Below are 22544 nucleotides of genomic sequence, written 5' to 3' on the forward strand. Positions count from 1 at the left end.
GATGGGTGGAGCGAAGCGATACCCATCAATCACGATGACGGCTGCATGGGTATCGCTCCGCTCCACCCATCCTACAAAAGCGTTTTACGCCCTGCGGTTGTGGGGTTACTTGCCCAGCTTGCGCAACTCGTCCGATTCGACGACGCGGCTACCCTTGCCGGTTTCCAGCGCCAGGCGCCAGAGCGCGCGGGCCAGGGCGATGGCTTCGATGCCGTGCAGCTTGCCCGGCAGGATGCGCGCGAAGGGCGCGGCAAGCAGTTCGGCGAGGCGGATTTCCTCACGCTGACCCAGTAGCAGCGATGGCCGTGCGATGGTCAGCTGCGGCCAGCCTTGCTGACGCAGGGCATCCTCCAGCTCGCCCTTGACCCGGCTGTAGAAGATCGACGACTTGCTGTCCGCGCCCAGTGCGCTGACCACGATGTAGTGCCGCGCGCCGAGTGCCAGGCCGCGCTCGCCCAGGGCCAGCGGCAGGTCGAAGTCGACACTGCGGAAGGCCTCCTCGGAGCCGGCTTCCTTGAGCGTGGTGCCCAGGCAGCAGAACACCGTGTCCACCGGCTGGACCAGGTGCGGGATGAGCTCGGCCAGCGGGCCGATGGGGTTTTCCAGGCGCGAGTGCTCCGCCAGCTTCCTTCGGGCCGGAGCGATGACGCGCTTGACCGTGGGCTCGTTGAGTATGCGGTCGAGCAGATGTTCACCGGTCAGGCCGGTGGCGCCAGCTAGCAGGATATTCGTTGGTTTCGAGTACATCTGTGTTTCCCCTCTGACACACTTTCCAGCTTAGTTGCCACCCTGTCGTTTTGCCTGCGCATCGATATTGCCGAGCGCCAACTCTCCGTGCGACTGCTGCGCGCGCAGGGCCTGCCAGCGAGTAATGACCGCCTTCGGCGCCCAGAGTTGCGGCTCCGATGGTTCGAATTCTTCCTCTTTCTCGCGCTTGGCCACGGTAGCACTGGCCAGTGTGAAGGCCTGCTTGAGGTCGTCGGTCTGCTGGAGGGCCTTGGCAAAGAGCGCGTCGCCGAAGTAGGTGAAGTCGGCCTCCTCGGAACAGCCGAAGGACACCCGGTCGCTGCGTGCGGCGGTCATGATCAGGGTCTTGTCGTCCTTGAGCGCGGGGATGAAGCCACCGCTGTAGCAGGCGGAAATCACCAGCACCTTGTAGCGGTCCTTGAGTGGGGCGAGCAGGTTGGCCAGTTCGCTGGCCGGTAGGTCGTCGAGCTTGAGCCCCGGCATGTCCAGCACCAACTGGTGGTCGTGGGAGCCATGGCTGGTCAGGTAGATGAACACCAGGTCTTCCGGGCCGCTGCGTTCGGCGATGGTGCGCAGGGTGCGAGCCAGGGTTTCGCGGGTGGCCATGGGGCGGTCGGCGAGGTGGTCGCGATGGTTCACCAGGCGTACCACGCCGCGCGCGCCGAAGCGTTCGCCGAGCAGGTTGGCGACGTAGTCGGCCTCGCGCAGGAACACGCTCTGCTTGCCGTCGCCGCCGAGGCTGACGCCATAGAGTTCGATCGCCGGGGTGGATGGCGGGATGGCGGCCAGTTCCTTCTCCAGCAACGCGCCCTGTTCCAGCAAACCGACTTCCAGTGGATTGGGCAGCCGCTTGCCGGTGGCGTCCTGGCGCAGTTGTCCGGCATTCCAGACGCCTTTCTGCAGGCTGCCGTCGCTGCGGGTGAGGGTGCCTTCGCCCGAGTACTCGCCGCGGGCGAAGCCGCCGCTGTAGACCTGGCCATCGGAGCGCGTCAGCGTGCCCTTGCCGTCGAAGCGCCAGAAGCGGAACTCGCCCTGGTAACGGCTGCCGTCGGTGCCGATGAACTCGCCCGGCCCACTCAGCGCGCCAGCCTTGAAGCGGCCGAACCAGACATCGCCGTCGGCATTCTGGAAGCGCCCGGTCCCCTCGAACTGGTCGTTGCGGAACTCGCCGCTGTATTGGTCGCCCGCGTCGTCGCGGAAGATGCCCTTGCCCTCCAGCACGCCGTTCCTGAAGGTGCCGCTGTACTGGTTGCCGAGGCTGTCCCGACGGGCGCCTTCGCCGTTGGCCTCGCCCTTGGCGAAGGCACCCTGGTGGCGGGTGCCGTCGGCCTGTTCGAGGCTGCCCAGGCCTTCGTAGCGACCCTTGCGGAAACCGCCGCTGTAGGTGGTGCCGCCCTGGGAGAGGCGGCCTTCGCCGTCGAACTCGCCGCGCTTGAACTGGCCCTCGTAGACGCTGCCGTCGGCATATTGCAGGCGGCCGCGCCCTTCGAATATTCCGTTGCGGAACTCACCTTCGTAGCGTGTACCGTTGCCGTCGCTCCACTTGCCCTGGCCGCTCTGCAGGCCCTTGTCGAAGCCGCCCTCGTACCAGGCGCCGTTGCTGTAATCGAGCCGCCCCGGCCCCTGCAATTGACCGTTCACCAGCTCGCCGCGGTAGCGCGCGCCGTCGGGCAGGCGGGCGTCCGGTGGCGTCAGTGGTTCGCCCTCGCCGCAGGCAGCGAGGAACAGGACGAGGCTCAGGGGAAGGAGGTGGCGTGGCATCGGGAGGCTCGAATCGGCGGAGGGGCGCACTGGCAGTGTGACGCAAAAAAGCCCGCGGTCGCGGGCTTTTTTCTCATCGCTGCGAGCGGGCCGTCAGACGAAGCACAGGCTCAGCGATTCGGCGATGTAGGCCGGCTTGGGCAGGCCTTCGATCTCCAGGGTGCAGCGCGCCTTGATCAACCACTGGCCGGGGTTCTTCTCGGTGATGTCGGTGATGGTCACCTGCAGGCGCACGCGCGAATCCACCGGCACCGGCTGAATGAAACGCACGCTGTCCAGGCCGTAGTTGACCACCATCTTGGGGTTCTCCGGCAGGACCAGCAGGCCCTCGCAGAGTTTCGGGATCAGCGACAGCGACAGGAAGCCGTGGGCGATGGTACCGCCGAAGGGCGTCTTCTTCGCCTTTTCCGGGTCGACGTGGATGAACTGGTGGTCCTCGGTGCACTCGGCGAACTGGTTGATGCGCTGTTGATCGATGGTGATCCACTGCGAATGGCCCAGGTCCTTGCCGATGTAGTCCTTCAGTGCGCTTACGGGTACGAATGCCATGTTTCCTCCGGGGAATGCGTTGTTCTTCTAGTACGGCCTACGTGAAATCCGCCTGTAGATCAGCATGGCGCCCTGGAGCGGTCAAGCATTCATGCTTTGGGCGAATGCCGCGCCATAGCGGGCGCCGGGCGGGCATAATGTCGGCATATTGCGCTGGAGATGTTTCTGATGTTGCTACGCGGCCTGACCTGGCTGGTGCTGTTCCAACTGCTCGGCACGGGCCTGAATGCTCTCATCCTGCACATGATCCCCGGCCCGATCATTGGGCTGGTGCTGCTGTTCGCCTTCCTGGTGTGGAACGGCGAGGTGAGCAAGCCGGTCAACGAGGCGGCCGCCTCGCTGCTGCGCTACCTGCCGCTGTTGCTGGTGCCGGCGGCGGTCGGTGTTATGGCCTACGCGAAGCAGATCGCCGCGGACTTCTGGGCGATCGCCGGCGCGCTGGCGCTGTCGCTGCTGGTGTCCTTCGTGTTCGCCGGCTGGCTGATGCAGAAGCTCATCGACCGCCAGCGCAAGCAGAAGGAGGGTGCGTGATGTTCGACTGGCAAGGCGCGGTGAATTCCGTCATCCACCACCCGCTGTTCTGCGTTGGCGTCACCCTGGGCGCTTATCAGTTGGCGTTGGCCGCCTATGAGCGTACGCGCTGGGTATTCCTGCAGCCGGTGCTGGTGTCGATGCTGATCGTCATCGCGGTGCTGCTGGCGTGCGGCATCGACTACAGCGAGTACAGCAACAGCGCCAAGGTGCTGACCATCCTCCTCGGCCCCGCGACCGTCGCCCTCGCGGTGCCGCTGTTTCTCAACCTCAAGCGCATCCGCCAGCTGTTCTGGCCGACGCTGATTACCTTGCTGGTCGGCGGCCTGTTCGCCACCGCGCTGGGCATCGGCCTGGGCTGGCTGTTCGGCGTCGACCACGAATTGCTGATGAGCCTGGCGCCCAAGTCGGTGACCTCGCCCATCGCCATGCTGGTGGCCAGCCAGATCGGCGGCGTGGCGGCGCTGGCGGCGGTGTTCGTGCTGATCACCGGCGTGCTCGGCGCCATCCTCGGCCCGGAACTGCTGCGCCGCTTCGGCGTCCACCATCCGGCTGCGCAAGGCATGGCGCTGGGCATGACCGCCCACGCTGTGGGTACCTCCCGCGCCTTGCAGGAGGGCGAGGAATGCGGCGCCTTCGCCGCCCTGGCGATGAGCCTGATGGGCGTGGCCACCGCTGTGCTGCTACCGTTGGCGGTAGCGCTGATCGCCTGAGAGCCTGTTGACGATCTGCTGCGCGTCGGCCGTAGGGCATTGGCAAACGCCCTCAGATGCTCATTTACAGCAGTAAACTCCGCTCTTCAGGCACTGCCGCCTACTACGGCTCTAGCTCGCACGATCGTAAACAGGCTCTGATCGAAAATGGGAGTACCCATGAGTTTTCCGCTCTTCCCCCTCAATACCGTGCTGTTCCCCGGCTGCCGCCTCGACCTGCAGATCTTCGAGGCGCGCTACCTGGACATGATCGGCCGCTGCATGAAGCAGAACGGCGGGTTCGGCGTGGTGGCCATCGTCGAGGGCGAGGAAGTCGGCGATGCGCCGGAGCGCTACAGCCTGGTCGGCTGCGAGGCGCGTATCTGCGACTGGCAACAGCAGTCCAACGGCTTGCTGGGCATTCGGGTCGAAGGAGGTCGGCGCTTCCGCGTGCTCTCCGCAAACGTGCAGACGGACCAGCTGACGGTGGCTGAAGTTGAATGGCTGGACGAGCAGCCGAACCAGCCGCTGACCAAGGAACACGACGACCTTGCCGCGCTGCTCGAAGCGCTGTCCATGCACCCCATGGTGTCGGCGCTGGAGATGGGCGGCGAGGTCAATGGCCAACAGGAGCTGGCCTGCCAGCTCGCCTACCTGCTGCCCTTCGAACGCGACCAGAAGCAGGTGTTGCTGGAGATGGACGATCCCACCGTGCGCCTGGCGCGTATCCAGGTATTGCTGGAACAACTCCAGGGCGATTTCGTCGCCTGACGCAGCAGCTTTTGTAGGATCGAGGGGGGCGCCTAGCCCTTGCTCGCGAACCCGCCCAGCGCCGTCACCGCCGGTTAACTCTGTTCGCGAGCAAGCTCGCTCCTACAGAAATCGCCGTGCGGTGGGGCGTCCGGGATCTGCCCCGCCGCCGCGCAAAAACCATTGCGGATGAATCCGCTCCGACGTGACCTGAAACGACAAGGCCCGCATGTGCGGGCCTTGTGCATTCACGGGTTTGGCGAAGAGTCAGAACGAATCGCCCGGCACCCTTACCCAGCCTTCCATGAGGATGCGCGAGCTGCGGCTCATGATGGCCTTGGTCACGGTCCACTCGCCGTTCACCTGCTTCGCCTCGGCGCCCACGCGCAGGGTGCCGGAGGGGTGGCCGAAGCGTACGGCGCTGCGTTCGCCACCGCCGGCGGCGAGGTTCACCAGGGTGCCGGGAATGGCGGCGGCGGTGCCGATGGCCACGGCTGCGGTGCCCATCATGGCGTGGTGCAGCTTGCCCATGGATAGCGCGCGGACCAGCAGGTCGATGTCGCCGGCCTGGACTTCCTTGCCGCTGGAGGTGACGTAGTTTTTCGCCGGCGCAACGAAGGCAATCTTCGGCGTGTGCTGGCGGGTGGCGGCTTCTTCCGGGGTCTTGATCAGGCCCATGCGCAGGGCGCCGGCGATGCGGAATTTCTCGAAGCGTGCCAGTTGCTCCGGGTCGCCATTGATCGCTTCGCGCAGCTCGGCACCGGTGTAGCCGATGTCCTGGGCATTGACGAAGATGGTCGGGATGCCGGCGGTGATCATGGTCGCCTTGAAGGTGCCGATGCCGGGGACTTCCAGGTCGTCCACCAGGTTGCCGGTGGGGAACATCGAGCCGCCTTCGTCGCCATCGTCGGACGGATCGAGAAACTCCAACACGATCTCGGCGGCGGGGAAGGTTACGCCGTCCAGCTCGAAGTCGCCGGTTTCCTGGACCTGGCCGTTGGTGATCGGCACGTGGGCGATGATGGTCTTCTGGATATTCGCCTGCCAGATACGCACCACGCAGGTGCCGTTGTCCGGGATGCGCGACGGATCGACCAGGCCGGCATGGATGGCGAAGGAGCCGGCAGCGGTGGAGAGGTTGCCGCAGTTGCCGCTCCAGTCGACGAAGGCCTTGTCGATGGAAATTTGCCCGTAGAGGTAGTCGACGTCGTGATCGGGCTGGGTGCTTTTCGACAGGATCACGCACTTGCTGGTGCTGGAGGTCGCGCCGCCCATGCCGTCGATGTGCGCGCTGTACGGATCGGGGCTGCCGATCACGCGCATGAACAGCTGGTCACGGGCCGCGCCGGGCACCTGACAACGCTCGGGCAGGTCCTGCAGGCGGAAGAACACGCCCTTGCTGGTGCCGCCACGGATGTAGGTGGCGGGGATCTTCACTTGGGGTACGTGGGGCATGGGATTCGATCCTGAGTGCTTGTTGTAGGAACGAGGGGCGCCTAGCCCTTGCTCGCGAACCGATCCCCGCGGCGGGGGCAGTTCGCGAGCAAGCTCGCTCCTACAGGATGGGGACCGACCCGCCGTGCAGGCGGGCCGGCTGTTGCATCACGCTACCGCGCCTTCCAGGAAGTCCTTGGCGAAGCGCTGCAGTACGCCACCCGCCTTGTACACCTTTACCTCGGCGGCGGTGTCCAGGCGGCAGGTGACCGGGACTTCTACGACTTCGCCGTTGCGGCGATTGACCACCAGGGTCAGGTCGCAGCGCGGCGAAACGTCGCCCTTGATGTCGTAGGTCTCGGTGCCGTCCAGGCCCAGGGTCAGGCGCGTGGTGCCCGGCTTGAACTCCACCGGCAGTACGCCCATGCCCACCAGGTTGGTACGGTGGATGCGCTCGAAGCCTTCGGCGACGATCACTTCCACACCGGCCAGGCGCACGCCCTTGGCTGCCCAGTCGCGGGACGAGCCCTGGCCGTAGTCGGCGCCGGCGACGATGATCAGGTTCTGCTTGCGGTTCATGTAGGTTTCGATGGCTTCCCACATGCGCATCACCTTGCCTTCCGGTTCCACGCGGGCCAGCGAGCCTTTCTTCACTTCACCGTTGACCACGGCCATTTCGTTGACCAGCTGCGGGTTGGCGAAGGTGGCGCGCTGGGCGGTCAGGTGGTCGCCGCGGTGGGTGGCGTAGGAGTTGAAGTCCTCTTCCGGCAGGCCCATTTTCGCCAGGTATTCACCGGCCGCGCTGTCCAGCAGGATGGCGTTGGACGGCGACAGGTGATCGGTGGTGATGTTGTCCGGCAGAATCGCCAGCGGCAGCATGCCCTTGAGCGTGCGTTCGCCGGCCAGCGCGCCTTCCCAATACGGCGGGCGGCGGATGTAGGTGGACATCGGGCGCCAGTCGTACAGCGGGCTCTCGGCTTCCTGCACGCTGCCCAGGTCGAACATCGGGATGTAGACCTGCTTGAACTGCTCGGGCTTGACGCTGGAGGCGACGATGGCGTCGATCTCTTCGTCGGACGGCCAGAGGTCTTTCAGGGTGACCGGGTTGCCTTGACTGTCGGTGCCCAGCGGGTCCTGCTCGATGTCGAAGCGCACGGTGCCGGCGATGGCGTACGCGACCACCAGCGGCGGCGAGGCGAGGAAGGCCTGCTTGGCGTAGGGGTGGATACGGCCGTCGAAGTTGCGGTTGCCCGAGAGCACGGCGGTGGCGTACAGGTCGCGGTCGATGATCTCTTTCTGGATCACCGGGTCCAGCGCGCCGGACATGCCGTTACAGGTGGTGCAGGCATAGGCGACGATGCCGAAGCCGAGCTTCTCCAGCTCCGGCAGCAGGCCGGCTTCTTCCAGGTACAGCTTGGCGACTTTCGACCCAGGAGCGAACGACGTCTTCACCCACGGCTTGCGGACCATGCCCAGCGCGTTGGCCTTCTTCGCTACCAGGCCGGCGGCGATGACGTTGCGCGGGTTGGAGGTGTTGGTGCAACTGGTGATGGCAGCGATGATCACCGCGCCATCGGGCATCAGGCCTTCGGCTTCCTCGACCCGGCCGGACTCCAGCTTGGCTTCGTCGGCGATGCCGCGCTCGGCCAGTGCCGAAGTCGGCAGGCGGCGGTGCGGGTTGGACGGGCCGGCCATGTTGCGTACCACGCTGCCCAGATCGAAGCTCAGCACGCGCTCGTACTCGGCGGTCTTCAGCGCATCGCTCCACAGGCCGAGCGTCTTCGCGTAGTTCTCAACCAGCTCCACCTGCTCGGGCTCGCGGCCGGTGAGCTTGAGGTAGTCGATGGTCTGGCCGTCGATGTAGAACATCGAGGCGGTGGCGCCGTATTCCGGGCACATGTTGGAGATGGTCGCACGGTCGCCGATGGACAGGCTGTCCGCACCTTCGCCGAAGAACTCGACGTAGGCGCCGACCACGCGTTCCTTGCGCAGGAACTCGGTGATCGCCAGCACGATGTCGGTGGCGGTGATGCCGGGTTTGCGCTTGCCGGTCAGCTCGACGCCGACGATGTCGGGCAGGCGCATCATCGACGGGTGGCCGAGCATCACGGTCTCGGCTTCGAGGCCGCCGACGCCGATGGCGATCACGCCGAGGGCGTCCACGTGCGGAGTGTGCGAGTCGGTGCCGACGCAGGTGTCAGGGAACGCGATGCCGCCGCGTGCCTGGATCACCGGGCTCATCTTTTCCAGGTTGATCTGGTGCATGATGCCGTTGCCGGCCGGGATCACGTCGACGTTCTTGAACGCAGTCTTGGTCCAGTCGATGAAGTGGAAGCGATCTTCGTTGCGGCGGTCTTCGATGGCGCGGTTCTTCTCGAACGCGTCCGGGTCGAAGCCGGCGGCTTCCACGGCCAGCGAGTGGTCGACGATCAGCTGGGTCGGCACCACCGGGTTGACCTTGGACGGGTCGCCGCCTTTCTCGGCGATGGCGTCACGCAGGCCGGCAAGGTCGACCAGTGCGGTCTGGCCGAGGATGTCGTGGCAGACCACGCGCGCCGGGTACCAGGGGAAGTCGAGGTCGCGCTTGCGGTAGACCAGCTGCTCCAGCGAAGCCGTCAGGTCCTGTGGGTCGCAGCGGCGCACCAGCTGTTCGGCCAGTACGCGGGAGGTGTAGGGGAGTTTGTCCCAGGCGCCGGCCTGGATCGCCTCGACCGCCTCGCGGGCGTCGAAGTAATCCAGTGCGGTGCCGGGCAGGCGTTTACGGTAGTTGGTATTCATAGTTATTTACGGTCCTTGAGCGGCACGAACTTCAGGTCTTCAGGGCCTGTGTAGTTGGCGCTCGGGCGGATGATCTTGCCGTCGATGCGTTGCTCGATGACGTGGGCGGACCAGCCGGCGGTGCGGGCGATGACGAACAGCGGGGTGAACATCGCGGTGGGCACGCCCATCATGTGGTAGCTCACGGCGCTGAACCAATCGAGGTTGGGGAACATCTTCTTGATGTCCCACATGATAGTTTCCAGGCGCTCGGCGATGTCGTACATCTTGGTATTCGACTGCTCGTTCGACAGCTGGTGGGCGACTTCCTTGATCACCTTGTTGCGCGGGTCGGACACGGTGTAGACCGGGTGACCGAAGCCGATCACCACTTCCTTGCGCTCGACGCGGGCACGGATGTCAGCCTCGGCTTCATCCGGGTTGTCGTAGCGCTTCTGGATCTCGAACGCCACTTCGTTGGCACCGCCGTGTTTCGGGCCGCGCAGCGCGCCGATGGCGCCGGCGACGCAGGAGTAGATGTCCGAACCGGTGCCGGCGATCACGCGGGAGGTGAAGGTCGAGGCGTTGAACTCATGCTCGGCGTACAGGTTCAGCGAGGTGTGCATGGCACGCACCCAGGACTCGCGCGGCTTCTGCCCGTGCAGCAGGTGCAGGAAGTGGCCTCCGATGGAGTCGTCGTCGGTCTCGACGTCGATGCGCTTGCCGTTGTGGCTGAAGTGGTACCAGTAGAGCAGCGCGGAACCGAGCGAAGCCATCAACTTGTCGGCGATGTCACGGGCGCCCGGATGGTTGTGGTCGTCCTTCTCCGGCGACAGGCAGCCGAGCACGGATACGGCAGTGCGCATCACGTCCATCGGGTGGGCCGACGGCGGCAGGGTTTCCAGGGCGGCTTTCACGCCGGCCGGCAGGCCGCGCAGGGCCTTGAGCTTGGCCTTGTAGCCAGCCAGTTCGGCGACGTTGGGCAGCTTGCCGTGGACCAGCAGGTGGGCGATTTCCTCGAAGTCGCAACGGTTGGCGAAATCCAGGACGTCATAGCCGCGGTAGTGCAGGTCGTTGCCGGTACGGCCAACGGTGCACAGGGCGGTGTTGCCAGCGGCGGTGCCACTCAGGGCCACGGACTTCTTGGGTTTGAAGGCGGTGGTGGTTTCTGCGGTAGCGCTCATCGCGTGTCTCCTCATCAAATCCGGTTGCTTGTTCTTGTTCCGCCGGCACAGGCCGTGCGGTCGGTTCGAATCTGGTCGGCGGATAACGCCTGTGGCGTTATGCGCCCTACGGTGTTTCAGGTTCTGGCGTAGGGCGAATAACGCGAAGCGTTATCCGCCGTCACAGCCAATGGTGGATAACGCCTGGGGCGTTATGCACCCTACGATTCGTTCAGGCCGGGCCCGAACGATCGGGAAATCACTTCTTGCCGGCAGCGAACAGCGCATCGAGCTTCTGCTCGAAGGCGTGGTAGCCGATGCGGTCGTACAGCTCGGCGCGGGTCTGCATCAGCTCGATCACGTTCTGCTGATGGCCTTCCTCGCGGATCGCGGTGTAGACGGCTTCAGCGGCCTTGTTGGCGGCGCGGAAGGCGGACAGCGGGTAGAGCTGGATGGCCACGCCGACCGAGGCCAGCTCGTCGCGGGTGAACAGCGGGGTGGCGCCGAACTCGGTGATGTTGGCCAGGATCGGCACGTTCAGCGCATCGACGAAGCGCTTGTAGGTCGGCAGGTCGTAGGCGGCTTCGGCGAAGATCGCATCGGCGCCGGCCTCGACATAGCGCTGGCAGCGCTCGATGGCGGCGTCCACGCCTTCGGCCTGGATGGCGTCGGTGCGGGCGATCAGGAAGAAGTTCGGGTCGGTTTTGGCGTTGGCGGCGGACTTCACGCGGTCGACCATCTCCTGGGTGGAGACGATCTCCTTGCCCGGACGGTGGCCGCAACGCTTGGCGCCGACCTGGTCCTCGATGTGCGCGGCGGCGGCGCCAGCCTTGATCAGGCTCTTCACGGTGCGCTCGATGTTGAAGGCGCTGGGGCCGAAGCCGGTGTCGATGTCCACCAGCAGCGGCAGGTCGCAGACGTCGGTGATGCGACGCACGTCGGTGAGTACGTCATCCAGGGTATTGATGCCCAGGTCCGGCAGGCCGAGGGAACCCGCCGCCACGCCGCCACCGGAGAGGTAGATGGCCTTGAAGCCGGCGCGCTTGGCCAGCAACGCGTGGTTGGCGTTGATCGCGCCGATCACCTGCAGCGGCTTTTCTTCGGCAAGGGCTTCGCGGAAACGTTGGCCGGCGGTCTTGTAGCTCATTGTTCACCTCGTTCGTTGGCTGTCTTGGCTTGGGCGTCCAGGTAATGGCGCTCCATATTGCGTTTCGAGGCACCGATGTGACGGCGCATCAGCAACTCGGCCAGTTCGCCGTCACGGTCGGCGATGGCATCGAGAATCCGGTGGTGTTCGGCGAAGGCCTGGCGCGGGCGGTTGGGCGTCGCCGAGAACTGCAGGCGGTACATGCGCACCAGCTGGTACAGCTCGCCGCAGAGCATGCGGGTGAGGGTACGGTTGCCGCTGCCCTGGATGATCCGGTAGTGGAAGTCGTAGTCGCCTTCCTGCTGGTAGTAGCCACGGCCGGCCTGGAAGGCTTCGTCGCGCTCGTGGGTGTCGAGCACCCGGCGCAGTTCGTCGATCTCGGCCGGCGTCATGCGCTCGGCGGCCAGGCGGCAGGCCATGCCTTCGAGGGATTCACGGATTTCGTAGAGCTCCAGCAGCTCCTCGTGGCTGAGCGAGACCACGCGCGCGCCGACGTGCGGCACACGCACCAGCAGCTTCTGGCCTTCCAGGCGGTGGATCGCCTCGCGCAGCGGACCGCGGCTGATGCCATAGGTACGCGCCAGTTCCGGCTCGGAAATCTTGCTGCCGGGGGCGATGTCACCCTTGACGATGGCCGACTGGATCTTGCGGAACACGTGTTCCGACAGGGTCTCGCCGTCGTCGCTGGCAGGGGTAGGAAGAATCAGGCTATCGCTCATGGTGTCGACAATCTTCTTGATGTGCGGCGAAAGCTACCCCCGTAAACCCTCTGGGTCAATCGAGATCTGATGAATTGTCGACAATCGTCTAATGGGACGTTCGACGGATGCTTGCCGTGTGGCTGTCTCTGCTGCGAGCTGAGCGGGACGTGAGAGGATGTCGCCTGGCGCATCAGGGAGAAGGCCGTGACATTGAAAGGACGAACAGGCCGGGCAGCGGCCAGCATGGCTGGGTTCCTGCTGCTTGGCTGGGGACAGGCGCTATGGGGGCTGCATTCCTACCGGGACAACCTGCCGGCCGATCTGCGCGATGTCGGCCTGTCGGGCGAGATGCTGCCGCTGCTGCTGGTCTGGACGCCGCTCATCGCGCTGCTGGCCTGGGTACGCTGGCTCACCCCGGCCTGGCGTGCGTTGTTGTCGTCCGCGACGGCCCTGGCCGGCTGGTTCTGGGTAGACCTGTGCCTTTATGACAGCCGCGTGGCCAGTTGGAGTACCTACACTCTGGCGGAGCTGGCGATGGAAGTGGCGGTGGTATGTGCCTGGCCTCTGTCGCTGGCAACCTTGCTGAACCTGTTGGCCTGGAGCCTGCCGAGCCTGAGGAAGCGACATGATCCGAACCTGGTATGACCGCCATGCATTGCCCCGGCTGATCGATTTCGCCTGTGGCATGGGTGATGTGATGAAGCAGCGCTCGCTGCTGGTGCCCCGTGCGCGCGGCCGCGTGCTGGAGATCGGCATGGGCACCGGCCTGAACCTGTCGTTCTACGATCCGGCGAAAGTGTCGACAATCGTCGGCGTCGATCCGGCGGCGCAGATGCAGAAGCTCGCCCGCGAGCGCGCCGCGCGGATCGGCATACCGGTGGAGATGGTGGCGCTGGAACTGGGGCAGATCCGCGCCGACGCCGGCAGCTTCGACAGCATCGTCTGCACCTTCACCCTGTGCAGCATCCCCGATGCGCTGGCAGCGCTGAAGGAAATGCGCCGGGTACTCAAGCCTGGCGGCGAGTTTCTCTTCTGCGAACATGGCCTGGCGCCGGACGCTGGCGTGCGCGCCTGGCAGCATCGGCTGACACCGGTCTGGAAGCCGCTGGCCGGTGGCTGTCACCTGGACCGCGACATGCCGGCGTTGATCGAGTCCGGCGGCTTCCAGCTGCGCGAACTGAGCCAGGATTACCTGCCGGGCCCGCGGCCGATGACCTACGTCTATCGAGGCATGGCCGACTGATAGCGCGGCAGACGCTCGAGCAGCTCGATGCTCAGGATGTAGGCGCTGCGCAGGAACAGGTCTTCGGCATGCTGCACCAGGCCCGAGTCGGACTGGCAGTCATTCAGGCGCACCACGGTGGGGGCGTGGCCATCGCACAGGGCGACATAGTCGCCTTGGCTGATCCAGCCCTGGAGCACTGAGGATTCGCGATTGTGCGCGCGAACCACGACTTCGACCCTGAGATGTTCGTTCATTGCCACGGCGCCCGAAGGAAGGTGAAAAAAGAGGGGGCGAACCATAGCGTTCGCTCCGCGCAGCCTCCGTCAGGTTCTTCTGATCGAGCGGTGCGACTGTCCCTCTTCCCTCAGGCCACCCGCTCGGCCGGGGTGACATTGAGGATGTGCGAGCCGCTGAGGAACAGGTCCTGCACCGGGCCGGTCGGGCAGAGGCGGCTCTGGCAGTCGCCCAGGCGCACCTCGAAGGGCGCGCGACCGTTGCGCAGGGCCAGGTAGTCCTCGCGGCTGATGCGGCCGTGGAGGATGCGTTGCGGGTGGTAGGGAGACCAGGTCTGCACATCGACCCAGAGACTGTCGGGAGCGTGGTTCATGGCGGTGGTCCGGCCGTTTGCAAAAGGGCGAGTACTCTAGACAGCGGACCAGCGCCAAATTCATCAGGGTCTTCCGAGATATTTGTAGGAAATTATGTTGCTCTGACCGAAGGCATCGCTTCAGGGCAAGGCCCGGTAGGCTTCGGCCCAGACTTGGGCGAAGTCCTCGAAGCGTGTTGCCGTGGTATTGGTCGGAGAGCGCGCTTCCTGCGCCCGTACGCGTCCGCTGCTGATCGCCTCGCCCAGTTCGGCGTAGCAGGCGGCGACGCTGGCGGAGTAGCCGGCCTCCTGCAAGGCGCCGCTCAGTTCCTGCGGCGACACCGCCACGTAGGGCAGCTCCGGGCGGCCGATGGCTGCGCCCAGCAGGCGGGTCGCCTCGGCATAACTGATATCGCGCTGGCCGAGCACCTCGCGGGTCAGCACGCCCTGCCAGCTACGGTCCAGCAAGGCATGGCTGGCGGCATCGGCGACATCTCGCGTGGCGACCATCGGAACTGGCACATCCGCTGCCACCGCATCGCTGTAGCAGTCGTACGCGCGGACGATCTCCAGCGCGCCGTACAGGTTCTCGAACATCGCGCCGGAGCGCAGCATCAGTACATTCACCCCCGGGGGCAGCTGGCGCAGGCGCTGCTCCTGATCGTGCATGCTGATGATCGGTCCGGTGCCGGAGGCCACCTCGGCGCCCACACTGCTGAGGAATACCACCCGGCGTACAGCGCTGGCGCGAATGGCCTGGAGTATCGCTTCCCCCTGGGCGGCCTGCTGGTTGCGGTAGTCCTCGGTGTCGGGCCCGTAGGCGAGCAGGGTGTAGACCGCGTCGGCGCCGCGGAAGGCTTCGGTGAGGAAGGCGGCGTCATGCGGCTCGCCTACGGCAACCCGGGCCCCGGCGGCGGCCAGTGGCGCCAGTCGCTCGGCGCTGCGGCCGAGGGCGCGGACGGGCACGCCGGCATCCAGCAGGGTCTGGCAGATTCTCGAACCGGTGCGGCCGGTGGCTCCCATTACGGTGATCATGGCAGTGTCCTCGCTTTGGCCGTCCCGCGGCGCCCGCCGTGGGTTCGTTGGCCTGGAGTGAAGTGTCCGGCTGAATGCCTGGACGGTTAATGCCGGAAAGTCGCTGTGTCATGCTCATTCGTCCAGAAGTGCTGGACGTCGTCGCGGCACCGGATCAGCCTCAAGACCATGACAGCTCCTGCCGCCACTCCGGACCTCACCGACGCCTGGGCCTCCACCGATCCCCTGGGCGAGGCCCTGCATTTCCTGCGCATGAGCGGCACCTTCTACTGCCGCTCGGAGTTCACCGCGCCGTGGGGGCTGGACCTGCCGGCCATGCCGCAGTGCCTGATGTTCCATGTGCTCACCGTTGGCGAATGTTGGCTGGAGGCCGCGGGCGACTTGCCACGCCGACTGGCGCCGGGCGACCTGGTTCTGGTACCCCATGGCGAAGGGCATCGGCTGGTGAGTTCGCCGGGCGAATCGGCGGCGGGGCTGTTCGAGCTGCCGCGTGCCTATGCCAGCGACCGCTATGAAGTGCTGCGCCAGGGCGGAGGAGGCGAGCCAACGGCGATGATCTGCGGCGCGGTGCGCTTTGACCATCCCGCCGCGCTGCAACTGGTACGCCTGCTGCCACGCGTGCTGGAAGCGCAGGTGCGTGAGCCCAGCCAGCGTGACTGGCTGATGAGCACATTGCAGTTGATGGAGAGCGAGGCTCGGGCCATGCGCCCCGGCGGCGAGACGGTGATCACCCGCCTGGCCGACATCCTGGTGATCCAGGCCATTCGCGCCTGGATCGAGCAGGACCCCGCCGCCCAGTCAGGCTGGCTCGGCGCCCTGCAGGATCGCCAATTGGGCCGCGCACTGAGCCTGATTCACCGCGAGCCGGCGCGGGACTGGAGCCTGCCGGCGCTGGCGGATGCGGCGGCCATGTCGCGCTCCGCCTTTGCCGCACGCTTTGCCGAGAGGGTCGGCATGCCGCCCATGCAGTACGTCACCCGCTGGCGCATGCACGTGGCGCTGAGTTGGCTGCAGGAGCGCGAGATCGCGGTGGCGGAGCTGGCCGAGCGCCTCGGCTACCAGTCCGAGGCTGCGTTCAGCCGGGCCTTCAAGCGCTGCATAGGCACGTCGCCCGGTAGCATCCGCCGGGCCTGAGCCTGCGCATCCGGGCGACTGGTGCCCTCCTTGCCACCTGATGCGGGTGGTCTCTGCTCCCTTGCGGCAACCGTAGGGTGGCTGTGGTCCTTTCGCCGTCTGGCGCTCATCACACGCTTTCCCTGCGCCATCCCTGCATGGCGCCTTTCTTCCGCAGGAGTCTGTCGATGTCCCGTCGCTGCATTCATTCGCTCCGCATGCTGCCATTTTCCGTCGCGCTCGCCCTGTGTGGCAGCCTCGCCCAGGCAGCCACGCCCGTGCCGGCCTGGCCCGCCAGCAATGGCTACCTTGCCAGCTCGTACAACAACCAGACCCACTGGAACGATGCCGCGACTGACAGCATCAGCTTCCCCGTGGCGCGCGGCGACTACGAGGTCACGCCCGAGTCGGTACAACTCCTGCCCAGCGAGGGAGTCGGCCTGCCAGTCTTCGCCGACACCGTGGATGGCAAGATGGTGTACTACTGGTGGTCAGGCTATGCGCTGCGCAAGGTGAGCCTGGAGGGCGGCAAGCTGACCGAACTCGCGCGCATCGATGTGCCGGTCAAGTTGCCGAACTACAAGCCGGTGAGCGCCGAGCAGCGTGTCGAGCAGGCCAAGTCCGTGCAGAAGTTCCTCGACGCCAAGGACGAACAGGGTCTGCTCGACTACCTCAAGTCGCAGCCCAACCGCATGCTCACCGCCGCGGCCGACCAGCCGGCCAATGGCTCGGTCTATGCGTTGCTCACCCACGAAGGCGCCTTCGTCGGCTGTAACGGCCGCCAGGTGTTCCGTATCGATCAGGTCGATGCCAAGCGCGCGGATTCGGCGATGAAGCTGGGGACCGTCAGCGCGATCCCGCCGAGCCTGTTCGACAATGAGAAGGTGAAGCGCGGTACGAACTTCCCGGTCGACATGATGTTCGGCATGAGCATGAGCTACAACGGCTACATCGTGGTCAACACGCTGGGCGGCAAGATCATCACGCTGAATCGCGAGACGCTCCAGGTGATCGATACCTACGCGGTGGCCGGCAACGACGAGCTGTTCCTCAACAGCTTCGCCACCGGCCCGGAAGCGGACGGCGGGGCGATCTACGTTGCCTCGAACACGACGATGTACCGTCTGGTGGTGGACAAGGACGGCAAGATCCACGATGACGAAGCGCACGGCGCCTGGCAGGCAGGCTACGAGCGCGGCATCCGCATGCCGGCACCGAAGATCGCCGACGGCACTGGCTCGACGCCGACGCTGATGGGTTTCGGTCCGAACGAAGACAAGCTCGTGGTGATTACCGACGGGGCGAAGAACATGAGCATGGTCGCGTTCTGGCGTGACCAGATCCCGGCAGGCTGGAAGCAGAAGCCCGGTACCGCCAGCCCGCGCATCGCGGACCAGTTGAAGGTGAAGATCCCGGGTACCGATACGGTGCAGTCCGAACAGTCGGTTGCGGTGTATGGCGACTACGCGTTCGTCGTGAACAACATCCGCACCGCCACCCAGAAGACGCTCGACCCGAATTCCTACTATGTGAACCTTCTGCTCGGTGCCACGCGCCCCGGGCCGACCGGCGTCGCGTCGTTCCGCTGGAACAACCAGGAGCACCGTTGGAAGCAGCTGTGGGCGCGCAATGATGTTTCGTCGATTTCAGTCGTGCCGATGATTTCCGGCCAAGGCCACATGGCGATCATCGACGGCTACTTCAGCAAATCCTGGAACGACCGTCATCACATCGGCATGGACCTCGACACCGGCAAGACGGTGCTGTCCATCCGCGAAGGCAGCGACCCGATCTACAACGGCATGTATTCGCCGATCAAGGTCGATGCGCAGGGCAACATCTTCTATGGCACCGCCTTCGGCCTGCTGCACCTGGATACCAGCAAGATGAAGCGTAGCGACCTGGCGACCACTCGCTGACTCCATCTCGGGCGTTGCGCCCGAGCCGTGCCTTCTCGCAAGCCCGTTCCCAGGAACGGGCTTGTGGTTTCTGCCTCATCCCTTAAGCGGGATGGCGGAGCGAGGGCCTGCAACGATCAGAGCTGGATGTCGTCGCGGATCAGGACACAGGTGCAGCCGTCTTCGTCTTCGCGCCAGTCGTGGAGGAAGTACATCTGGATCTTGCCGGCGTCCATCACCGCCAGGTAGTCGCCGACTTCCGGAACGAAGAAGCCCGAGGTGCCCGGTTCAGCTTCGCATTCGATGCGGACGCTGAAGAACAGTGCCGGGTCGGCGTCGTCGAAGAACTCCTCGCGCTCGGCAGCGTCCCACTCGGTGGGCGCCTCGAAGGGGCCGATGAACAGCACCTTGGCGTCGCCCATGTCCAGTTCTTCGGCGTCAGGATCGTTGTCGTCAGGGCGGTAGACGGTGGCGTCCAGCGCCTTGGCGTCGGCGAGGATGGCACGGCGCGCGGCCATGCGCTGCTGCGGGTCGACGCCGGCGTCGGCGCAGAGCTGGTTCCAGAGGGTTTCGGCTTGGGTGGACATGGTGGCTCCCGCTCGTGCGACCGTTTCAAAGGTGGGTAGTGTCCGGGACGGGGCGGCGCAGATCAATGGGAGCGTCTCGCCGCATAACGTCAGTCCTGTGCCCAGGATTTGGGGCTGCCCCCTCCCTGAGGGGAGAGGGCGGGGGAGCGGGAAGCCACCTGCGCGGATTCACTGGGCAAAAGCTGCTGTCAACAGAGAGACTTTCGAGCGACTCACTCGCCCTTCAGGCCGTACTTCTTCACCTTGTCGAACAGCGTGGTCTTGGCCATGCCCAGGGCGTGGGCGGCCTGGCTGAGGTTGCCGGCGTGGCGCTCCAGGGCGGTGGACAGCAGGCTCTTCTCGAAGGCTTCCACGGCTTCGGCGAAGCGCGGCTCGCCGGCGTCCGGGCCAAGGTTGCCGCCGGCCAGCACCGGCAGGCCGAGGGCGAAGCGTTCGGCGACGTTGCGCAGCTCGCGCACGTTGCCCGGCCAGTCGTGGGCCATCAGCGTGGCGGCGGTGGCATTGTCGATGTCCGGCGCCGGGCGGTCGAAGCGCAGCGAGGACTGCTGCAGGAAGTGCTCGAAGAGCATCAGGATGTCTTCGCGGCGCTCGCGCAGCGGTGGCAGGTTCAGGGTGATGACGTTGAGGCGGTAGTAGAGGTCGCTGCGGAAATTGCCTTCGCGGCCCATGGCGGCGAGGTCGGACTTGGTCGCGGCGATCACCCGGCAGTCCACGCGGATCAGTTCGTTGGAGCCCAGGCGTTCCAGCTGCTGTTCCTGCAGCACGCGCAGCAGCTTGATCTGCAGGTTCAGCGGCATGCTCTCGATCTCGTCGAGGAACAGGCTGCCGCCGTCGGCGTGCTCGATCTTGCCGATGCGGCGCTTGCCGGCGCCGGTAAAGGCGTGGGCCTCATGGCCGAAGATTTCGCTGTCGATCAGGCTTTCCGGCAGGCCGCCGCAGTTGAGCGCGACGAAGGGCTTGGCCTGGCGCCGGCTGTAGTCGTGCAGGCAGCGCGCGACCAGTTCCTTGCCGGTGCCGGTCTCGCCTTCGATGAGTACGTTGGCCGACGTGTCGGCGACGTTGGCGATCAGCTCGCGCAGCGCCTGCATGGCCGGCGAGCGGCCGATCAGCCGGCTTTCCAGGGCCTGCTTGCCGGCGAGCTGGCGGCGCAGCTGGCTGACTTCGCGGGTCAGCGCGCGCTGGGCCAGCGCGCGGCGCGCGGTGTCCACCAGCTTCTCCGGGGAGAAGGGCTTCTCCATGAAGTCATAGGCGCCGTCGCGCATGGCCTTGACCGCCATGGCGATGTCGCCATGGCCGGTGATCAGCACCACCGGCAGGCTGGGGTCGCGCTCTTTGAGCTTCTCCAGCAATTGCAGGCCGTCCATGCCGGGCATGCGGATGTCGCTGACGACGATGCCGGGGAAGTCGGCGCCGACTTTCTTCAGCGCTTCCTCGGCGCTGCCCACGCTGTCGGTCTCGATGTCTTCCAGGGCCAGTGCCTGCTGGCAGCCGAGCCGTACGTGCGGGTCGTCCTCGACGATCAGGACGCGCAGGGATGGATCGCTCATGCGGGTGTCTCCAGGGCGGGCAGCAGCGGCAGGTGCAGCTCGAACGCGGTGCCGCCGGTTTCCGGGTAGGCCACGCCCAGGGAACCGCCGGCGGCGGTGGCGAGGCTGGCGGAAAGGGTCAGGCCCAGGCCCAGGCCGAGTTCGCCGGGCTTGGTGGTGAAGAAGGGTTCGAACAGGTGCACGCGGGCGTCCGGCGGAATGCCGGGTCCGTTGTCGCGCACCACGAGGCGGTAGTGATCGTCACCTTCGATGCGTCCTTCCAGCCAGAGCTGGCGGTCGTTCTGGCCGCTCATGGCGTCGAGGGCGTTGGCGATCAGGTTGACCAGTATCTGTTCCAGGCGCGTCTGGTCGATGGCCAGGTGCGCATCGGGGTAGTCGCGGTGCAGGGTTACCGGCACTTCGGAAAGCCGCCCCTGCAGCACCATCACGGCGGCGTCCACCGCCTTGCCCAACGTCGCCTGGCCGTGATCGTCGGCGCGCCGGGCGAAGGCGCGCAGGCTGGCGGTGATGCGGCCCATGCGGTCGACCATCTCGGCGATGGCTTCGAGGTTGCTGCTGGCGACGTCCAGCTTGCCGCGTTCGAGGAAGCGCACGCTGTTGCTCGACAGGGTGCGCAGTGCCGCCAGCGGCTGGTTGAGTTCATGGGCGATGCTGGTGGACATCTGCCCGATCACCGCCAGCTTGCCGGCCTGTACGAGGCGGTCCTGGGCCTTGCGCAAGGTGTCCTCGGCCTGGCGGCGCTCGCGGATCTGTTCGCGCAGGTGCTGGTTGCTGGCGCGCAGGTCGGCGGTACGCTCGGCGATGCGGCGTTCCAGCGCATTGTTGGCCTGCTCCAGTGCTTCGCGGGCGGCGAGGCGGGTGGCGATGACCTTGCGCCGCTCGTTCCAGGCGATCAGCAGGAAGGCGAACAGGGCGAAGCCGGCGGCGGCGAGCATGCCGTGGATCATCGCTTCGCGACGCAGGTCAGCCAGCGGGGTGAGCAGGGTGAAGTTCCACGGCGTATCGCTGAGCTGACGCGTCTGCATCAGGTAGCTGAGCGGCTTGTGGCTGTCGGCGTGCTCGCCCGGTGGGAAGCTGATTTCCTCGACGCCTTCGCCCAGCGGGCGGCGCGCCAGCGGCTGCCATTCATTGAGCGCCCACCAGTAGTACTGCAGGCTGCGGGCCAGGCGCTCCTTGTCGGCATCGCTGAGCGGGCGCACGGCCTTCAGGCGCAGGGTCGGGTCGCTGGAAAGGATGATGATGCCGTTCTCGTCGCTGACGAAGGCCTGCAGTCGGGCCCTTTCCCAGCGCTCCTCCAGGGACTCCATCTTCACCTTGACCACCGCCACGCCGACGATCCTGCCGCCATGTACCAGGCCGTGGGCGAGGTAGTAGCCGGGCTCGCCGGTGGTGCTGCCAATGCCGTAGAAACGACCGGGGCGGCCCTGTACGGCTTCCTGGAAATAGGCGCGGAAGGACAGATCCTCCCCCAGGTAGCTGTCGGCGTCCTGCCAGTTGCTGGTGGCCAGCACACGGCCGGAGGTGTCCAGCAGGTAGACGGCGCGGCTGCCGGCTCGGCGGTTGAGGCCTTCCAGGTAATGATTGACGCGGTCGCGGTGCAGCGGTGTCGGGTCCACCAGCAGGCGGCTGACGCTGCCTTCGAGCTCCAGCAGGCTGGGCAGGTAGGTGTAGCGGCTGATCTCGCTTTCCACGCCACGGGCGTGCAGTTCCAGCTGGCGCTCGCCGGACTCGATCAGGCTGCGGGTGCCGGCGCCTTCGCTGATCAGGTAGCCGCCGTAGCCGAAGCCCAGGGTGAGCAGGAGCAGCAGGAAGGGCAGCAGGTAGTTGCGCACGAGGCGTGGCTTCACGGTGAGCGGCGGCGGCAATGGGCTGGAAGCGCATTGCAGCACAGTCGTCGGGGCCGAGCCAGCCCAACGCCGGGGGGCGGCGATGGACTGGCTCGGGTACCACACGGTGCGTCTGCCGGGGCTTAGGGTTTGACCACCATCCCGACGCCGCGGCCGCGCGGATCGGAGGCGGTTTCCAGTGCCTTGCCGTTCACACGGATGGCCTGGATGTCACCCATGTTCCAGCCCTGGTCTTCCAGGGTGTAGCCCATGGCCTTGAGCTCGTCGGCGACCTTGCCGGTGAGCGGTGCGTACGCGTCGTAATAGATGGTGTCTTTCGGCAGCAGTTGGTGATGCACACGCTGCGCGGCCACGGCCTTCTCCAGGGGCAGGTGGAAGTCGTAGACGTTGTTCAGCACCTGGAAGATCGAGGTGAAGATCCGCGAACCGCCGGGCGTGCCCAGCACCAGGCTGACGTGGCCGTCGCGGGTGACG

22 protein-coding genes are annotated in these 22544 nt (G+C 66.0%); 7 read left to right on the top strand and 15 right to left on the bottom strand.

Annotated features, from left to right (window positions below):
• Window positions 1-105 precede the first annotated feature (105 nt).
• The 3 genes from A6723_RS23025 to A6723_RS23035 all read right to left on the bottom strand — a co-directional run bounded on the left by A6723_RS23025 (window position 106) and on the right by A6723_RS23035 (window position 3057).
• A complete protein-coding gene (locus A6723_RS23025; protein WP_054908351.1) occupies window positions 106-747 on the bottom strand; it encodes an oxidoreductase in 642 nt (213 codons plus the stop codon).
• 30 nt (window positions 748-777) lie between these two features.
• Window positions 778-2508 carry a C13 family peptidase gene (locus tag A6723_RS23030; protein ID WP_054908352.1) on the bottom strand — a complete coding sequence of 577 codons (1731 nt, stop codon included), beginning with the start codon at window positions 2506-2508 and terminating at the stop codon, window positions 778-780.
• A 93-nt stretch (window positions 2509-2601) separates the two neighbouring features.
• A complete protein-coding gene (locus A6723_RS23035; protein ID WP_017521697.1) occupies window positions 2602-3057 on the bottom strand; it encodes a MaoC family dehydratase in 456 nt (151 codons plus the stop codon).
• Window positions 3058-3225: 168 nt separating this feature from the next.
• On the opposite strand from A6723_RS23035, the gene A6723_RS23040 reads away from it, so the two are divergent.
• The 3 genes from A6723_RS23040 to A6723_RS23050 all read left to right on the top strand — a co-directional run bounded on the left by A6723_RS23040 (window position 3226) and on the right by A6723_RS23050 (window position 5051).
• Window positions 3226-3588, top strand: a complete 363-nt coding sequence (locus tag A6723_RS23040; protein WP_045217069.1) for a CidA/LrgA family protein — start codon at window positions 3226-3228, stop codon at window positions 3586-3588.
• Window positions 3588-4301: an LrgB family protein gene (locus A6723_RS23045; protein WP_082450618.1), complete on the top strand. Its 714-nt coding sequence runs from the start codon at window positions 3588-3590 to the stop codon at window positions 4299-4301. The genes A6723_RS23040 and A6723_RS23045 overlap by 1 nt, the downstream gene beginning before the upstream one ends.
• A gap of 159 nt (window positions 4302-4460) precedes the next feature.
• On the top strand, window positions 4461-5051 hold the full coding sequence (locus A6723_RS23050) for an LON peptidase substrate-binding domain-containing protein (RefSeq protein ID WP_054908354.1): 591 nt from the start codon (window positions 4461-4463) through the stop codon (window positions 5049-5051).
• Between the two features lie 246 nt (window positions 5052-5297).
• Here A6723_RS23050 and prpF read toward each other — a convergent pair whose 3' ends face one another.
• The 5 genes from prpF to A6723_RS23075 all read right to left on the bottom strand — a co-directional run bounded on the left by prpF (window position 5298) and on the right by A6723_RS23075 (window position 12250).
• Window positions 5298-6485 (bottom strand): 2-methylaconitate cis-trans isomerase PrpF, encoded by a 1188-nt coding sequence (prpF, locus tag A6723_RS23055; protein ID WP_054908355.1) that lies wholly within the window; start codon window positions 6483-6485, stop codon window positions 5298-5300.
• A gap of 147 nt (window positions 6486-6632) precedes the next feature.
• Window positions 6633-9242, bottom strand: a complete 2610-nt coding sequence (acnD, locus tag A6723_RS23060; RefSeq protein WP_054908356.1) for a Fe/S-dependent 2-methylisocitrate dehydratase AcnD — start codon at window positions 9240-9242, stop codon at window positions 6633-6635.
• Between the two features lie 2 nt (window positions 9243-9244).
• Window positions 9245-10405 carry a 2-methylcitrate synthase gene (gene prpC, locus A6723_RS23065; RefSeq protein WP_054908357.1) on the bottom strand — a complete coding sequence of 387 codons (1161 nt, stop codon included), beginning with the start codon at window positions 10403-10405 and terminating at the stop codon, window positions 9245-9247.
• Window positions 10406-10643: 238 nt separating this feature from the next.
• Window positions 10644-11531, bottom strand: a complete 888-nt coding sequence (gene prpB, locus A6723_RS23070) for a methylisocitrate lyase (protein ID WP_054908358.1) — start codon at window positions 11529-11531, stop codon at window positions 10644-10646.
• Window positions 11528-12250, bottom strand: a complete 723-nt coding sequence (locus A6723_RS23075; RefSeq protein ID WP_054908359.1) for a GntR family transcriptional regulator — start codon at window positions 12248-12250, stop codon at window positions 11528-11530. Before A6723_RS23075 ends, prpB begins: the two co-directional genes overlap by 4 nt.
• Before the next feature lie 186 nt (window positions 12251-12436).
• On the opposite strand from A6723_RS23075, the gene A6723_RS23080 reads away from it, so the two are divergent.
• Entirely contained in the window at window positions 12437-12877 is a 441-nt protein-coding gene (locus tag A6723_RS23080) for a hypothetical protein (RefSeq protein WP_139093038.1), read from the top strand.
• Complete coding sequence (locus tag A6723_RS23085; RefSeq protein ID WP_054908361.1) at window positions 12858-13475, top strand: class I SAM-dependent methyltransferase; 618 nt, start codon at window positions 12858-12860, stop codon at window positions 13473-13475. Before A6723_RS23080 ends, A6723_RS23085 begins: the two co-directional genes overlap by 20 nt.
• On the opposite strand, the gene A6723_RS23090 is transcribed toward A6723_RS23085, so the two are convergent.
• From A6723_RS23090 to A6723_RS23100, 3 genes are all read right to left on the bottom strand, one after another.
• Complete coding sequence (locus A6723_RS23090) at window positions 13454-13711, bottom strand: hypothetical protein (protein WP_054908362.1); 258 nt, start codon at window positions 13709-13711, stop codon at window positions 13454-13456. The two genes, A6723_RS23085 and A6723_RS23090, sit on opposite strands and share 22 nt — an antisense overlap.
• A gap of 110 nt (window positions 13712-13821) precedes the next feature.
• The gene (locus A6723_RS23095) at window positions 13822-14064 is read right to left on the bottom strand and encodes a hypothetical protein (RefSeq protein ID WP_054908363.1); all 243 of its coding nucleotides are present in this window, start codon (window positions 14062-14064) and stop codon (window positions 13822-13824) included.
• Window positions 14065-14184: 120 nt separating this feature from the next.
• Window positions 14185-15078, bottom strand: coding sequence for an NAD(P)H-binding protein (locus tag A6723_RS23100; RefSeq protein WP_054908364.1), 894 nt, complete (start codon window positions 15076-15078; stop codon window positions 14185-14187).
• A 168-nt stretch (window positions 15079-15246) separates the two neighbouring features.
• On the opposite strand from A6723_RS23100, the gene A6723_RS23105 reads away from it, so the two are divergent.
• Window positions 15247-16212, top strand: coding sequence for an AraC family transcriptional regulator (locus A6723_RS23105; protein ID WP_054908365.1), 966 nt, complete (start codon window positions 15247-15249; stop codon window positions 16210-16212).
• Between the two features lie 167 nt (window positions 16213-16379).
• Entirely contained in the window at window positions 16380-18110 is a 1731-nt protein-coding gene (locus A6723_RS23110) for a hypothetical protein (protein ID WP_218187773.1), read from the top strand.
• A gap of 116 nt (window positions 18111-18226) precedes the next feature.
• On the opposite strand, the gene A6723_RS23115 is transcribed toward A6723_RS23110, so the two are convergent.
• The 4 genes from A6723_RS23115 to A6723_RS23130 all read right to left on the bottom strand — a co-directional run.
• On the bottom strand, window positions 18227-18676 hold the full coding sequence (locus tag A6723_RS23115; RefSeq protein WP_054908366.1) for a hypothetical protein: 450 nt from the start codon (window positions 18674-18676) through the stop codon (window positions 18227-18229).
• Window positions 18677-18888: 212 nt separating this feature from the next.
• The gene (locus A6723_RS23120; RefSeq protein ID WP_054908367.1) at window positions 18889-20223 is read right to left on the bottom strand and encodes a sigma-54 dependent transcriptional regulator; all 1335 of its coding nucleotides are present in this window, start codon (window positions 20221-20223) and stop codon (window positions 18889-18891) included.
• Window positions 20220-22112 (bottom strand): ATP-binding protein, encoded by a 1893-nt coding sequence (locus A6723_RS23125; RefSeq protein ID WP_139093039.1) that lies wholly within the window; start codon window positions 22110-22112, stop codon window positions 20220-20222. The genes A6723_RS23120 and A6723_RS23125 overlap by 4 nt, the downstream gene beginning before the upstream one ends.
• Before the next feature lie 80 nt (window positions 22113-22192).
• Window positions 22193-22544: gamma-glutamyltransferase (locus A6723_RS23130; RefSeq protein WP_175405575.1), on the bottom strand; the 352-nt coding region annotated here is incomplete at its 5' end.

This window comes from Pseudomonas sp. AU11447 (assembly GCF_001672555.2).
Lineage (GTDB): Bacteria > Pseudomonadota > Gammaproteobacteria > Pseudomonadales > Pseudomonadaceae > Pseudomonas > Pseudomonas nitroreducens.

Coding starts and splice junctions, on each gene's coding strand:
- A6723_RS23105 (WP_054908365.1), top strand. CDS start 15,247: ATGACAGCTCCTGCCGCCACTCCGGACCTCACCGACGCCTGGGCCTCC.
- A6723_RS23035 (WP_017521697.1), bottom strand. CDS start 3,057: ATGGCATTCGTACCCGTAAGCGCACTGAAGGACTACATCGGCAAGGAC.
- A6723_RS23115 (WP_054908366.1), bottom strand. CDS start 18,676: ATGTCCACCCAAGCCGAAACCCTCTGGAACCAGCTCTGCGCCGACGCC.
- A6723_RS23025 (WP_054908351.1), bottom strand. CDS start 747: ATGTACTCGAAACCAACGAATATCCTGCTAGCTGGCGCCACCGGCCTG.
- A6723_RS23050 (WP_054908354.1), top strand. CDS start 4,461: ATGAGTTTTCCGCTCTTCCCCCTCAATACCGTGCTGTTCCCCGGCTGC.
- A6723_RS23120 (WP_054908367.1), bottom strand. CDS start 20,223: ATGAGCGATCCATCCCTGCGCGTCCTGATCGTCGAGGACGACCCGCAC.
- A6723_RS23100 (WP_054908364.1), bottom strand. CDS start 15,078: ATGATCACCGTAATGGGAGCCACCGGCCGCACCGGTTCGAGAATCTGC.
- A6723_RS23110 (WP_218187773.1), top strand. CDS start 16,380: ATGTCCCGTCGCTGCATTCATTCGCTCCGCATGCTGCCATTTTCCGTC.
- A6723_RS23030 (WP_054908352.1), bottom strand. CDS start 2,508: ATGCCACGCCACCTCCTTCCCCTGAGCCTCGTCCTGTTCCTCGCTGCC.
- A6723_RS23085 (WP_054908361.1), top strand. CDS start 12,858: ATGATCCGAACCTGGTATGACCGCCATGCATTGCCCCGGCTGATCGAT.
- A6723_RS23090 (WP_054908362.1), bottom strand. CDS start 13,711: ATGAACGAACATCTCAGGGTCGAAGTCGTGGTTCGCGCGCACAATCGC.
- A6723_RS23095 (WP_054908363.1), bottom strand. CDS start 14,064: ATGAACCACGCTCCCGACAGTCTCTGGGTCGATGTGCAGACCTGGTCT.
- A6723_RS23040 (WP_045217069.1), top strand. CDS start 3,226: ATGTTGCTACGCGGCCTGACCTGGCTGGTGCTGTTCCAACTGCTCGGC.
- A6723_RS23075 (WP_054908359.1), bottom strand. CDS start 12,250: ATGAGCGATAGCCTGATTCTTCCTACCCCTGCCAGCGACGACGGCGAG.
- prpC (WP_054908357.1), bottom strand. CDS start 10,405: ATGAGCGCTACCGCAGAAACCACCACCGCCTTCAAACCCAAGAAGTCC.
- prpB (WP_054908358.1), bottom strand. CDS start 11,531: ATGAGCTACAAGACCGCCGGCCAACGTTTCCGCGAAGCCCTTGCCGAA.
- acnD (WP_054908356.1), bottom strand. CDS start 9,242: ATGAATACCAACTACCGTAAACGCCTGCCCGGCACCGCACTGGATTAC.
- prpF (WP_054908355.1), bottom strand. CDS start 6,485: ATGCCCCACGTACCCCAAGTGAAGATCCCCGCCACCTACATCCGTGGC.
- A6723_RS23045 (WP_082450618.1), top strand. CDS start 3,588: ATGTTCGACTGGCAAGGCGCGGTGAATTCCGTCATCCACCACCCGCTG.